Origin of the sequence: Amycolatopsis roodepoortensis, assembly GCF_024628825.1 — a bacterium.
GTDB classification, from domain to species: domain Bacteria; phylum Actinomycetota; class Actinomycetes; order Mycobacteriales; family Pseudonocardiaceae; genus Amycolatopsis; species Amycolatopsis roodepoortensis.
Window position 1 is genome coordinate 453,239 of the sequence record NZ_CP102415.1, and the last position, 12,474, is coordinate 465,712.

The window sequence follows — 12,474 nt, forward strand, 5'->3', positions numbered from 1 at the left end:
CATGCGCAAGATCGTATGAGGCGGCAGGCAGGTGAGCGTTCACCGACCCGGGTCTGCCCGTTCTCACCGTTCCCCGGCGCCGGGGAAGGGCCAGCCGAACATGGCGGCGGGCGGGTTCGCCCGGTAGGCGACCAGGCGGAGCTCCCGCCGATCGGCGCCGAAGCCGCCGCCTTCGGCGCCGTTGCATCCGTCGCAGAGAGCACCGCGAATGAGGCCCGACTCGTGGTCGTGATCGAGCACCAGGCGCTCAGGGGTGGTGCCGCAGCTGGCGCACCGCCCGTCCTGGAGGTGGGCCAGGAGCCGCAGCAGGACCCAGCGGGCCTGCGGGGCGGGCATGCCGAGGACGAAGTCACGGAAGCCGATGCTGGTCCAGGTGTGAGCGCCGTGGAAGATCGCGCGGTCGACATCGTCCTGCCAGCGGCGCAGCCGACGTAGTGTCGCGCGGGCCTGCCGCGCCCGGGTGCGGGCGTCGCGTTCCGCGGCGGTGATCGTGTGGTGCACCGGCACGGAATGCGAATGGGTCCGGGGTCTGTCGGTGCTGGTGCGCACGATCCGCCAGGCTTCCCCAGGGGATCGGTTTATCGTGGCCCACCGGCGGTCCTCCCAGCGCCGATCCGGGCGGGTGTAGACCGCGCCGTCCGGGGTGAGCACATACGGACGGCACCGGCCGACGGGATCCGGTTCCAGGGTGGACCGCAGCCACGCGCACCGCTGCGCGAGCCACCGATCCGGATCCGACGCACGCGTAGTCATCGAGAACTCTCTGCTCGCTCCAGATAAGGCTGATCTTCAGGGTGGCAGGCGAGTCCGACAGTTTTCCCACCGGACACGACATAGTGCGAGCCGAGCGCCGGGCTACCCGTCCCGCACCTGCAGCCGGGTGCCGTTGATGGTGCGGGCCAGGCCTGCCCGGGTGGCCGGTGTGCCGTCGCTGGTGTAGAGCCGGAACCCGGCTCTGGTCAGGTGTGGCAGTACTTCCTCGACGTAGCCAGCCGCGCGGTCGGCTTCGGCCTTGCGAAAGGCATCGACGACGTCTGGATCTTCGCCTCTGGGATCGAGGAGATTCTCTTCGTCGGGGCCGTCGATGTCGCGCACACCGGCGTAGACCTGCCCGGTGGGCTCGAGTTCCACGCGCAGGGGCCCGAACCAGAACGGACCGAGCTCCTCCATGCCGGGATCAGGCTCCATTCCCGCGTAGATCGCGGGGGTGGAGCGTATCCACGGCAGCGCGTCCCGAATGCCCTCGATGAGGTCGTACCCGGCCAGGAACTGCAGGACCAGCCGCCGCGACCATGCTCCGTCGACCACGCGGGCGATGGTGTTGCGCCCCAGCCGATCCACGGTCGCGGCCTTGATCATCTAGTTGCGTACCAGCTTGCGCGCGTGCCCCACCTGTCGCAGCGCCTATTCGACCTCCCGGGTAACCAGGCGCAGCCGGTCGATCGCCAACTGATCCGCCGTCGCCTCGCGCACCACTGCAGGTTCTCCCCGGATCTGGCAGTCCTCCCATACCAGGATCCGGGCGCCGGTCATGCCCAGCGGTTCACCGGTCTCCACCAGGAGGGCGGCGACCTTGTCCAGCTCCTCCGCCGCGGCGTCCTCGGCCTCGGTGTGGATGCCGACCATCTCGTGCACCCCGACGTGCTCGGCGTAGAGCAGGCCGCCGGCCATCTCCGCGTGATCGGCACCCATTCGTCGCGATCACGCAGCTTCAGCTCGAATCGCCAGGTCAGATCGTCTGCCACCACTAGCCCTTCGACTGGTTCACCTGTGAACTGGTTCACCGGTGAACCACCTGGTGGTGATTCGGTGCGCACCATGGTCCCGGCGTGGCGCGTGAGTTCCCGCGAAAGGATGCGGAATGCCTGGCCACCGGCGGTCAAAATCTGGCCGGAGGGAAGAATGTCAGGTGAGCTTGGCGAAGCGCTGGCCGATGTACTGACCGATGGTCACGGCCATGGTCGTGATGAAACTGTCGAGCTCGAGAACGGTTAGCTCGGCGATCCTCGGCTTGCAGGCGGCGAAGCCGTCTCGGTCCTGGGCGGCTATGGCCTGCGCGACTTTGGCCGCGAGCCGATGTCCCGGGTCGGTCAGGTCGTCCACCGTGGCCACCCCGGCGGGGGTGCCGTCCTCATCGAGGACGGCGATCGCGCTGACCTGTCCGTCGCGCAGGACGGCGTGGGCGACCAGGAGCAGGGCGTTGAGCCGTTCTTCGGGTGGGGTCCGCATCAGATGGTCCAGGCCGGTGTCGATGTTGCCTGTTGAGATCGCGGCCAAGCCCGCCGCGGTCGGTGCGATGCACTTGCGTGGCAGCGTGTCCTGCCAGAGCCCGGTGACGAGTTCGTAGATCGAGCCGTACTGGCCGAGGCCGCCCAGCTGTTCCAGCACCGGGTGCGTGACGCCAACCAGGAGCCGCACCAGCCACCACACCTGCAAGTCCTCGAGTGCGTCGCTGGTCGTGCGCCACCGCGAGATCATCACGGTCGCCTCGTCCGGGGAACCGCTGCACGCGCGGGCCGTGTTGATCAACGCCCTGGCGTGACGATAGATCAGGTCCGGCTTGTCGACCGGAAGGATGGCCACGTGGTCGGGCAGCACCACCGCGGGATCGGTACCGACGGCGGCCAGCACGGACGCCCATGTCACCATCGCCGCCCCGGTCGCCCCGACCGCGCCCATCTCGGTCACGGCGGCAAGGTAGGCGTCGCCGTCGTGGACGCCGAACGCTTCCATGATAAGCGGCGAGTAGTGGTGCGCCTGATCAAGGAACTCCTGCACCGCCCGTGCCGCGCCGCCGGCGCCGGTCACCTCACCACCGCCAGCGAGCCCTGCCGGACACCCAGCTGCGTACCGTCGTCCACGCCCTCACACCCTCTCCAAGCCGCCCCCGCGTGCCGAAGCACAGCGTAGACGGGTGGGCGCCGGCGAGCCCGGGTTGCTGTCCGCCGTCGCGTCGTCAGGCCGCCGAGGGCAGCCGAAGTGTGGTCCGCTTCGCCCGGTGATCGGTCAACCGTTCCGCACGGGCGCTTTTGAGCACCTCGACCGACACGACGGTCGCGAGTTCCAGCATTTCTGTGTTGACGCGCTGATGGTCGATGTCGCGGGGCATGAACGGGTCGACGGGGTGGTAGCCGGTCGTCGGCTCGAACGGCAGGTCGAGAACCGCGGAGGTGTCGCGCAGACCACCAGCCCAGAGGATGTCGCCCTGGGCACGGTCGCAAATCGGGACGGGTTTGCCGGTGGCGTGGTCGACCACGTACGGCTGCGGCACCTGGTAGATCATGTCGGGAATCCAGGCCCGGCCCTGGAACGGGTCGGCCATGTGGTAATGCCACGTTCCGTCGGCCCCCCGGATCTTGTCGCCGGTGATGCCGTTCGAGTCGGTATTCAGCATTCCGGCGATGACGCGCTTGCCCAAGTTCCCGGGCAGACCACGGTGCGGCCGGGTCATGATCGATCCCCAGCGTTTCGCCTCGCCCAGAATCTGCGGCGCTCCCCAGGGCGTGGCGTGCCCGGACGCGATGTGGATCGGGTGGCCGCCGATATCGAGCACGGTAGACGCCACGCCGTGGAAGAACACGTCGCGGGTGTAGGTGCGCATCGCGCCCCGCATCGCGACGATGCCGTTCGGGATGGCCTCGATCGCCGGATCCCACAGCACGCCGACCCCGAACCCGTGGCCGCCGGGGTCGAACGCAGGCCGGGACCGGCGCCACCAGCCCGGCCAGCGGACCATGCAGTTCATTTCCAGGTCATCGGCCAGCATGCGGAACGCCTTCAGGTTGCCGATTTCCTGTACCGCCCACACATGGCAGGGGAACTCGGTGCGCATGACCTCGACCTGACCGTCGTAGCGCTCCTTCTCACCCGCCCGTTTCGGGTACATGCCGCGTTCCCAGGTGTTCCAGGTACCGATCTGGACTTCAAAACCTTGTGACATAACAGAAATCTCCTTCATTTCGAAGACACGACAGCGGACGGAACTGCGTCGGATCAACTTGATGCGACCTTCGTGATCATCGAAGGGTTCACCGAGTTCCCGGGGGCACCGCAGGAACAGATCGACCGGTGATGTCTGCCCGCCTGGCGGAACAGGTCGAGGGCGTAGCTGAGCTCGTCACCCCGCTTGATCGCGAACTGCGGCAGCCGGATCCAGACCTCCGGCGGGACGGCGGCGACTTCTGCGACGGTGCTGAACCCAGGATGCCGTGCTGGACGGGCTTGTGCGCGATCCCTGGCCCGCACGTCGGCTTCGGACAGCCGGTCTATGTAGGTGCGCCCTCGGAGATCCGGCAGAGGGTGCGGTGAACGTGGCTCGGGAGCTCGTTCAGGATGCGGCGGGTTGTGTCCACGCTGTCCTGGTCCAACTCAGGCCAGGTGGTCTGGTGGTTCGAGGTGGCCGCCTGGTTGGAGCTTGATCCTGTACGTGCGGTGGTCGACGAGCAGGATGTGGACGTTGCGGCGATCCAGAAGGGATTGATCATGCCGCGTGCCGACGCTGGAATGGCGCGCAGTCCTCGCAGCGAAAGGGCATGCACTCAGCGAATAGTGCTACGTAAGGTCTCGTCCAAGGCGGGTAGCCGGTCGAGCAGCATCAATGCTGCCTCGTGCCGTGCCCGCGCGTAGGACTCGAGTGCGGCGTCGACGAGGTGCGGTCGTTCCACTGGTGCCGACAACGGAAAGGTCGCGCAGAGTTTGGCTGCACAGCCGACGCGAAGCGAGGACAAGAGGTCGTCCGCGGGTGCCTTGGGGTTGGCGTCTCGATAGGCGAGGGCGAGGTCGGTGTATCCCGTGAGCCAGTTCTCCGTACCGTTGGACAGGACGCTCTTGGGGTCACAGCCGAGACGCACGATTTCCCAGGCGAGGTACCCAGGTGTGGGTGGCCCGAAGTCCACGATCGCGGCAACATCGTCGTTCTTCAGCAGGACGTTGGGACCTGCCAGGTCGCCGTGCATGACCTGGACGGTCAGCGGTGGAAGTGCAGCAAGGATACGTTCGACGTCCCCCAAAACGGCTTGTCGCTCGCGCACCGCCTGCAGTGCCCAGGTCTCGAATTTCCCGAGACCGACTTTGTGCTCGTACGCACTAATCAGGGTATCGAAGCGGTCACGTGCGGCGGCGACGTCGCACAGCGTCGCACCTGGTTTCAGAGTGGGCGCAGCGGCTGGATGAGTGGCGAGTCGGCGGTGGAGGCGGCCCATCTCTGCGCCGACCGCTGACCACCGCGCACCGGACAGGGTGCCTTCGGCGGTCTCGGTGTGCGGCACGTAGGACCACAGGGACAGCGGCAGGCGACCACGGGTCTCGATGAGTTCGTGTTCGCTCGAGCGGATTACCCGTGCGGTAGCGACACCTCCGTCGGCGGCGTACTCGGACAGTTCGATCGACGCTCGTTCCAGATCCAACTTGTCGCGAGCGCGGTAGACCTTTACGAAGAGCCGATGCCCCGACTGGTCCACGACGGAGTAGTTGTCCGTCGCGGTGCCCTCTGGGATACGCGAAATCTCTGCGGGGTCGAGGCCGTAGCCGAGCACCAGCGTGTCGGCGATCGCCATGATTTGCTCGACGTCCGCAGCACGGCCTGGTGTGGACGTCGCGCCGACAGATTTGGTGGCGAGCTGGAGGGATGCGGTGGACATGGTCTCCTTTATCTAAGTGCAGCGATCGTGGTCAGCTGATGGGCTGGCGGCACGTGATCTGGTCGATCAGTCCGCGGGCATGAGGCGCGGTCGCCGAATGCTCAGCGAGGTGCGGCAGGGCCGCGAGATCGCCCGGCGTGCACACATTCATCAATGCGTCATCCGATTGCGTGTCCCTCGTTCGAGTTTGGCCTAACCGGGTTCGGCACGGCGTGTGAATCAGCTGATTGAGACGGCGGGCGCGGTAACCGACTGGATTTCCGGGCGAGGATGAACGCATCGGTTTCGCATACGCGGAGCGTAAGACAGGCGCGTGAGCGCCACCGTGCGAGGTAGGGATGCTGCGTCCCAGGCAGTTCCGGCGCTCGGGCGCCCACGAAGTTTTGTCGAGAAATGATCTTGGTAACCTCCGGTCTCCTTTCCGCAGGAACCCCTCGGATCGCACCACCAGGAGGAAATAGTGTCATCCCCGCACGTGATCGCGCTCGTGGAGAAGCTCGCCGAGGCAAAGCGGCAGCTGAGCTTCCCGCGTATTGTTGTGATTTGCGGCTCCACTCGTTTCATGGCCGAGATGGCTGAGGCAGATCTGCGGGAGACCACAGCCGGGAGGATTGTCGTCAAGCCGGGTTGTGATCTGAAATCGCCGCATGACCTGTGGTCCGATCCTGCTGAGGCTGCGGACCTGAAGGTTCGCCTGGACGAACTGCACCGGTCGAAAATCTTGCTCGCTGATGAGGTGCTCGTTGTCGGCGACTACATCGGAGACAGCACCCGAGCCGAAATCGCCAACGCCCGGTCGCTGGGCAAGCCCGTACGGTTCACACACCCCGAAGTCGACCGCGACGCCTGACGCCCCCGCCCTGCGCAGGTCCATCTTGACCTCGGTCCTCTGGTAGGTGGCATGGTGGTTGAGGCGGATTCAGGCAGAGGCGGAACGCATCGCGGACGTGATGGCCACGGCTAGAGGCCGCTGATGGTTCATCACAAAGAAGTGGCCGCCCTCGTACCTCTCGAGTCCGCGGAAGTGCGTCGTGAACGCTTGCCAGGCGAGCAGGCGGTCTTCGCTGATCAGTGTGTCTCGGTAGCCCCCGAATACCGAGAGCGGAACGGGCAGCTGCTCGGGATCACGGGGCCGAGCCCAGGTGGCCAGGACTGTGAAGTCGTTTCGGAACACCGGGGCGAACGTGGTCCAGACGTCGTCGTTGTCGAGGAGCTGCGGTGTGCTGCCACCGACGTCCCGCAGCCAGCGGCGCAGTTCCTCGTCGGACATCAGGTGAGGGCGGCTGTCTGTTCCGGCCTCGGTGTTCGGGGCCCCGGCGGCGGACACGCCCAGCCAGTCCGGGAGCGGGCCTCCGTCGTGGTGGAGTCGGCGGGTGCACTGGTAGGCGATGAGTGCGCCCATGCTGTGGCCGAAGAACCCGAAGGGCCGGTCGAGCAGGGGAGCGACAGCGGTGTGGAAGTAGTCGACCAGCCGGTCGCAGTCGTCGATCAGCGGCACGTGCTGGATCCGGCCGCGGCCCGGGGCCTCCAGAAGGCAGAGTTCCCAGTCCTTGGGGAAGTGCTCCGCCCAGCCCCGGTAGAGCAGGTGCGAGCCGCCGGCGTGGTGGAACAGGAACAGGCGCGCCGCTGGATCGTTCAGTGGCCGCGGGCGGATGACCGGGCCGGCACAGGGCTCGCCGACGAGCGTCGAGACGACGAAGGCGTGCAGCTGCGCGAGGGTCTTGGCGCCGCTGGTGGCCACGGTGTTCGCTGGGACGCCGAACGCGGTCTCCACGCGGGTGGCGACCTCGAGCATCAGCAGCGAGTCGATGTCGAGCTCGTCGGAGAAGTGCGCCTCGTCGGTGACATCCCCGGGCTCGGTCTCCAGGGCGCCGGCTATCAGAGCGCGGAGATCGTCGATGCTGACGGACGTTCTGGTCATGGGTGTTTCCCTCGGCTCTGAGCTGGATGGACGAGTGGCGGGGTCTAGAGAGTCAGCACCAGGGCGGCTGCCGCGTCGTGGCGAGGACCTCCAGCCGTGGCGAGCACGTTCCCGGTGGCGTCGCTGTCCAAGTGGGCAGCCGCGGCAGCGCACTGCAGAACGCCCAGTGCACCGGAGAGCGGGCCGAGCTGGGATTCCAGGTCGATCCGGCGAGCGGCTGCGGGCAGCTGACTGGCCACGGCGCCCGCCTCGTCCCCGAGCCACAGGCCGATGGGTTGCTTTTCGGCCGCACCGGCGGTAGTCACTGCCGTGGCGAGAGCCCGGGCCCGTGCGTACCCGGCGAGCGTGGCGCGCGGCCGTGTGCCACGGGAAGCGGCTGTGGTCGCTGGTTCGAGCACGATCGCGACCGCAGCGTCGGTTGGCCGCGCGCCGAGCAGCTTCGCCGCTACGTCATTGGCTGGTTCGACGCCGATGACGACGGCTGCTTCGGCGCGTCCGGCTGCGATGAGGGTTCGCGCCCAGGCGAGGGCGTCCAGACCGCTGGTGACGCCGTTGCAGACGGTGAGGTTCGGGCCGCGCAGCCTGTAGCGGATGGCCACCCAGCCTGCGATGACATTGCTCGAGGTCGAAGGCAGGCCCAGCGGGCTGAGCCCACACGCGCCTTCCGCGGCGATGGTGTCAGTTGCGGCGCAGACGTCCTCGACGTTGCCGAGGTTGGTGCTGACCAAGACGGCGGTCGAATCAGCTGCGCCCGTGATCGACGCGTGGGGGTCGGTCCAGCCCGCGTCGTGGAGGGCGGATTCGGCGGCCCGCAGGGCGAGCCGGGACGCACGGTCCTTCTGGCGCATCTCGCGCCCGCGAAGTCCGGTCGCGGGGTCGAAGCCGCCCTCGCCGGGAAGCGGCCCGAGTAGGTCGCTGTATGTCGCGACACCGGGGATCGCCAGGCCGATACCTGTGACGACGACCTCCCAGGTGTTCAGGTCAGGTAGAGGCGCACTCTTCGTTCCGCTCATCGGGCCGTCTCCACGATCGCAACGGCGTTGATCCCTCCGAAGCCGAAGGCGTCGATCTGAGCGACGGTCAGGTCACCGTAAGCGGGAGCGCCCTGGGCCAGGCGCAGGCCGGCGGCCTCGGGGATTGGGTTCGTGAGTCCTAGGACCGGGGGCACCGTGTTGTCCTTCATCGCGAGCACGGCCATCTGGAGGCTGAGGAGTCCCGAGCCGCCCAGGGTGTGACCGGTCATCGCCTTGATGGCGGTCATCCGCGGACCGGGTCCTGTGCTGTGGAAGATGCGGCTCAGGACGCTCGACTCCGTCTCGTCGTTGCGGGGTGTGCCGCTGCCATGCAGCATCACCAAGTCGATGTCCTCCGCCCGCACTCCTGCTCTGCGGTAGGCGTCCTGGACCGCGCGGGTGATGCCGTCGGGGTCGGGCGCGGTGGCATGGTGAGCGTCGCAGTTCATGGACACACCGAGCACCCGGGCGTGCACGGGCCCGCTGCCGGTGCCTGCGCCCTGCACGACGACCGCTGCCGCGCCCTCACCCATCAGCATGCCCTTGTGCGTGGTGTCGAAGGGGCGCAGCGCGTCGGGGATGTCGTTCTGCACGCGGTCGAGCGTGCCGAAGCCGCTCTCGGTGGCAGCGTCGGTGCCGGCGACGATCACCGTGTCGGCCATTCCGAGCTCGATCATGTCAGTGGCCATGCCGAGCGCGTACAGCGTGGCCGAGCACGCGTTGGCGAAGGTGTACGTGGTGGATGCCCCGCAGGCCGCCTTCAGCGCGGTACCAAAGTGAAGATCTTCGACAGCGACGTCCGCGCCATCGCGCCACCACAGTTCGAGGCTGCGCTGTTCGCGCATGGTGGTCCCCACCAGCACGGGCACCTGCGACAGGTCCTCGCCCAAGCCCGCGTCAGCAGCTGCCTGGCGAACAACGGTGGTGAGCCAGCGAGTGGCGCGCAGCGGGATGTCGCCCCCGCCCGCGGGCCGATCATCGATCTCGTAGGCGTAGGTCGCCCGGTACTTGCCCGGGTCGAACGCGTGCAGAGGCCGGCGGCTCTCCCGCCCGGCGCACAACGCAGCGAAGATCTCGCGGGGGCTGGCACCGATGTTGGCAACGGCCGCCATCCCAGTGATGTCCCAGGTCACTGTCGAGTCGCCGCCTCTCTGAGCTGGAAGGCGGCCAGCTTGCCGGTCGACGTGGTCGGGAGCTCCTCGAGGAATACCAACCGGGCGGGCCGCTTCGAGGCGGCCAGGCCGCCACGGATCGCGGTCATCGCCGCCCGCCGCACCGCGGCCGTGTCGAAGCCCGGACGGGCGACCAGATACGCCACGGCCTGTTCCAGGCCGTCAGCGTCGCGGCCGCCAACCACCACGCAGTCCCGGACCCCGTCGGCGCCGCGGATGACGTTCTCGATCTCACGCGGATAGACCTTGTAGCCACCCAAGTTGAGCAAGTCGTCGGCGCGGCCGAGATGGGTGAACGCGCCGTCCGGTGCACGCCGCACCACGTCCCCGGTGTAGGCGCCGCCGTCGGCAAAGGTGGCCGCCGCGGCCTCGGGACAGCCGATGTAGCCCAAGGCGACGGTGGGGCCCGCGATGTGGAGTCGGCCCCCCTCTCCGTCGGCGACGGGTGTGCCGTCCGCCGCGCGGACGGTGGCGGTGACTCCGGGAACCGGGACCCCGAAGGTGCCCGGTCGATGTTCCCTCGGCGGCGTGCCGACGACGACGTGGAGCACCTCGGTGGCCCCGAGCCCATTGAGGAGCTCGGCCTGGAAGACGGTACGGATCCGCTCGCCCAGCGGAGCGGGCAGATGCTCGCCCGACGACACGCACAACCGCACCGAGGTGGGATCGATCGCCGCCATCGCGGAGGTGTTCAGCAGCGCGGCGTACAGCCGTGGGACGGAGAACAGCACGGTGGGATGGTGTTGCTGCAGCGCGACGGTGACCGAGTGGACGTCAACCGCGCCTCGAATGAGCACGACGCGGGCTCCGGCCGCCAGAGGGCACACGACGGAATTGCCGAAGCCGTAACCGAAGGACATCCGCGCAGTCGAAAGCACGGTGTCGTCGAGCGTCAGCGCCAGAACGGAACCAATGCCGGCGGTCATCGCCGCGATCGCTCCCGCCGAGTGCCGCACCCCCTTCGGCTTGCCGGTGCTACCAGAGGTGTACTGCACGAGCGCCTCACGCCCCGCCCTCCACGCGGCCCGGCGTCCAACCTCCTGCGGGCGGTAAGCGGGACCGTCCTCGGTCGCGGCCAGAGCGGCGCGGACGTCGTGGCCGGAGAACCGAGTCGTCGTCCCGAACAGCGCCTCCAGGGAACGTTGCCTCGTGGAAGTCGCGTCCAGATGCACCATCGCGGCCGCGCAGTTCTCGGCGATGTAGCAGACTTCGCCGTCCGTCAGCATCGGGCTGACCACCACGGGCACACAGCCGTGCCACCACAGGCCAAGGACGGCGACGACGGTCGCCACGGAGTCGTCGGCGACCAGGAGACCGCGGGCGCCCGCCGCAACGCCTGCTGCGCTGAGGGCGCCCGCGTACCCACGAGCAGCCTCCAGGAGGGCGGCGTAGGTGATCTCCCCAGATAAGGGGTCGAGGTAGCTGGTTCTGCCACCGCGGCCCGCGGACACATGACCCTCCACCAGGCGGTCGATCAAGTCGATCTCAGGGAGGCGTGTCACGCGTTCGCTGAGCACGGACACCGCGGTGCCCAGACTGGTAACGGCTGCTGACTCCTGAGGAGACAGGACTCCGAACTCCCGCTCGATTCCGACCGTGATCGCGACCTTCTCCAGCGAGCTGATGCCGAGATTCTCATAGAACAGGGCATCGGGCTCGATGTCGTCCTTGTCGACCTCGAGAACGGACGCCACGATCGCTCGCAGCCTGTCGAGGACTGTGTCGACGGCTTCTGCATCGCTCACCGGCGGAGATCCTTTCCCTATCGTCGTAGTCGAGACATGAGACCTGCATGGAAGAGCCGCACCCGGGAATCTGCTGCGGCCTGATGCCGTACGCTGCGACGCCGTGGGCTCTGGCGGAGAACACGAGGACCTGGTGGGACGGGGTAGCGGCCAGCGGGAGCGCTCAGGCGTCCAGACCGACCTCGCAGGGGAAGAAGACCGAGATGCCCTGGGGCTCTTCGGTGAAGATGACCCTCTTGGACAGCGCGGACATGAAACCGAGCTCGAAGATGGTCCCCTTCCCGACGCGGCCGCCGGGGTTGCAGACGACGACAGCGTCGGCCTGCCGGAAGGTGTCCAGGTGCACGTACTTGTGCCGCCACGTGTCGCGTTCATTCTTCAGGAAGTCCTGGTAGTCGAAAAGGATGAAGTCGGTACCCTCGGTCTCCGGCTTGACCCTCGTCGACGGGGGACTCAGCACCGCGGAACCGCGGCCGCGCAGACGCGCGATGACACCCTCGATGTACCCCAGTGACTGCTGGAAGCTGCCGCAGACAACAGCCTTCCGGATTTCCCGCCGGGTGAGGCCCTCCAGCATGGCGTCCGATCCGCACGTGGTCCTTCCTGTGTGCAGGTAGAACTGCTCCAGCTCCGGGGCGACAATGTTGAGATAGAGGCCGGTGTCGACATAGACGGCGTTGATGAGCGCGGCCGCTTGCGGATGCGGGAGCTGCTGAAAGGCGCCGGTGGCGTAGAGGCGTGTTGTCTTGTTGTTGACGACCTCGCAAACGTCCGTGAGTCCGGCACAGAACTCGGCGATACGCTCTGCCAGCGCCTCCGGGGCCCCGTGTTCGTCAAACGCAAGCGGCTGCTTCTGAAGCATCGTCAGCTCGCCGCGCTGTGAGCGGTAGACGCTTGCGCGGTCCGAGTCGAAATGGACCAGGACCCTGCCCTCGGTCGCCACAGTGCTCTCCTTCTCGCTCCGGGTACGTTGAGGCCCGGCCT

13 protein-coding genes are annotated in these 12,474 nt (G+C 67.6%); 1 reads left to right on the forward strand and 12 read right to left on the reverse strand.

What is annotated here, in order from left to right:
- Positions 1 to 63: 63 nt before the first annotated feature.
- The 7 genes from NQK81_RS02185 to NQK81_RS02215 all read right to left on the reverse strand — a co-directional run bounded on the left by NQK81_RS02185 (position 64) and on the right by NQK81_RS02215 (position 5,639).
- On the reverse strand, positions 64 to 753 hold the full coding sequence (locus NQK81_RS02185; RefSeq protein ID WP_257486810.1) for an endonuclease domain-containing protein: 690 nt from the start codon (positions 751 to 753) through the stop codon (positions 64 to 66).
- A 102-nt stretch (positions 754 to 855) separates the two neighbouring features.
- On the reverse strand, positions 856 to 1,359 hold the full coding sequence (locus NQK81_RS02190; protein ID WP_257486811.1) for a hypothetical protein: 504 nt from the start codon (positions 1,357 to 1,359) through the stop codon (positions 856 to 858).
- A gap of 45 nt (positions 1,360 to 1,404) precedes the next feature.
- Positions 1,405 to 1,692 carry a hypothetical protein gene (locus NQK81_RS02195; protein ID WP_257486812.1) on the reverse strand — a complete coding sequence of 96 codons (288 nt, stop codon included), beginning with the start codon at positions 1,690 to 1,692 and terminating at the stop codon, positions 1,405 to 1,407.
- A 213-nt stretch (positions 1,693 to 1,905) separates the two neighbouring features.
- Positions 1,906 to 2,808, reverse strand: a complete 903-nt coding sequence (locus tag NQK81_RS02200; protein WP_257486813.1) for a hypothetical protein — start codon at positions 2,806 to 2,808, stop codon at positions 1,906 to 1,908.
- A gap of 148 nt (positions 2,809 to 2,956) precedes the next feature.
- The gene (locus NQK81_RS02205; RefSeq protein ID WP_257486814.1) at positions 2,957 to 3,940 is read right to left on the reverse strand and encodes a hypothetical protein; all 984 of its coding nucleotides are present in this window, start codon (positions 3,938 to 3,940) and stop codon (positions 2,957 to 2,959) included.
- A gap of 53 nt (positions 3,941 to 3,993) precedes the next feature.
- Positions 3,994 to 4,245, reverse strand: a complete 252-nt coding sequence (locus tag NQK81_RS02210; protein WP_257486815.1) for a hypothetical protein — start codon at positions 4,243 to 4,245, stop codon at positions 3,994 to 3,996.
- A 293-nt stretch (positions 4,246 to 4,538) separates the two neighbouring features.
- Positions 4,539 to 5,639, reverse strand: a complete 1,101-nt coding sequence (locus tag NQK81_RS02215) for a phosphotransferase enzyme family protein (protein WP_257486816.1) — start codon at positions 5,637 to 5,639, stop codon at positions 4,539 to 4,541.
- Positions 5,640 to 6,114: 475 nt separating this feature from the next.
- On the opposite strand from NQK81_RS02215, the gene NQK81_RS02220 reads away from it, so the two are divergent.
- The gene (locus NQK81_RS02220) at positions 6,115 to 6,489 is read left to right on the forward strand and encodes a hypothetical protein (protein WP_257486817.1); all 375 of its coding nucleotides are present in this window, start codon (positions 6,115 to 6,117) and stop codon (positions 6,487 to 6,489) included.
- Between the two features lie 69 nt (positions 6,490 to 6,558).
- Here the strand turns inward: NQK81_RS02220 and NQK81_RS02225 are convergent, their stop codons facing one another.
- The 5 genes from NQK81_RS02225 to NQK81_RS02245 all read right to left on the reverse strand — a co-directional run bounded on the left by NQK81_RS02225 (position 6,559) and on the right by NQK81_RS02245 (position 12,433).
- Complete coding sequence (locus NQK81_RS02225; RefSeq protein ID WP_257486818.1) at positions 6,559 to 7,560, reverse strand: thioesterase domain-containing protein; 1,002 nt, start codon at positions 7,558 to 7,560, stop codon at positions 6,559 to 6,561.
- A gap of 44 nt (positions 7,561 to 7,604) precedes the next feature.
- Positions 7,605 to 8,573, reverse strand: a complete 969-nt coding sequence (locus NQK81_RS02230) for a beta-ketoacyl synthase N-terminal-like domain-containing protein (RefSeq protein ID WP_257486819.1) — start codon at positions 8,571 to 8,573, stop codon at positions 7,605 to 7,607.
- Positions 8,570 to 9,706: a beta-ketoacyl synthase N-terminal-like domain-containing protein gene (locus NQK81_RS02235; RefSeq protein WP_257486820.1), complete on the reverse strand. Its 1,137-nt coding sequence runs from the start codon at positions 9,704 to 9,706 to the stop codon at positions 8,570 to 8,572. Before NQK81_RS02235 ends, NQK81_RS02230 begins: the two co-directional genes overlap by 4 nt.
- Entirely contained in the window at positions 9,703 to 11,490 is a 1,788-nt protein-coding gene (locus tag NQK81_RS02240; protein ID WP_257486821.1) for an AMP-binding protein, read from the reverse strand. The genes NQK81_RS02235 and NQK81_RS02240 overlap by 4 nt, the downstream gene beginning before the upstream one ends.
- 163 nt (positions 11,491 to 11,653) lie before the next feature.
- Positions 11,654 to 12,433: a TIR domain-containing protein gene (locus tag NQK81_RS02245; RefSeq protein WP_257486822.1), complete on the reverse strand. Its 780-nt coding sequence runs from the start codon at positions 12,431 to 12,433 to the stop codon at positions 11,654 to 11,656.
- Positions 12,434 to 12,474: the final 41 nt, after the last annotated feature.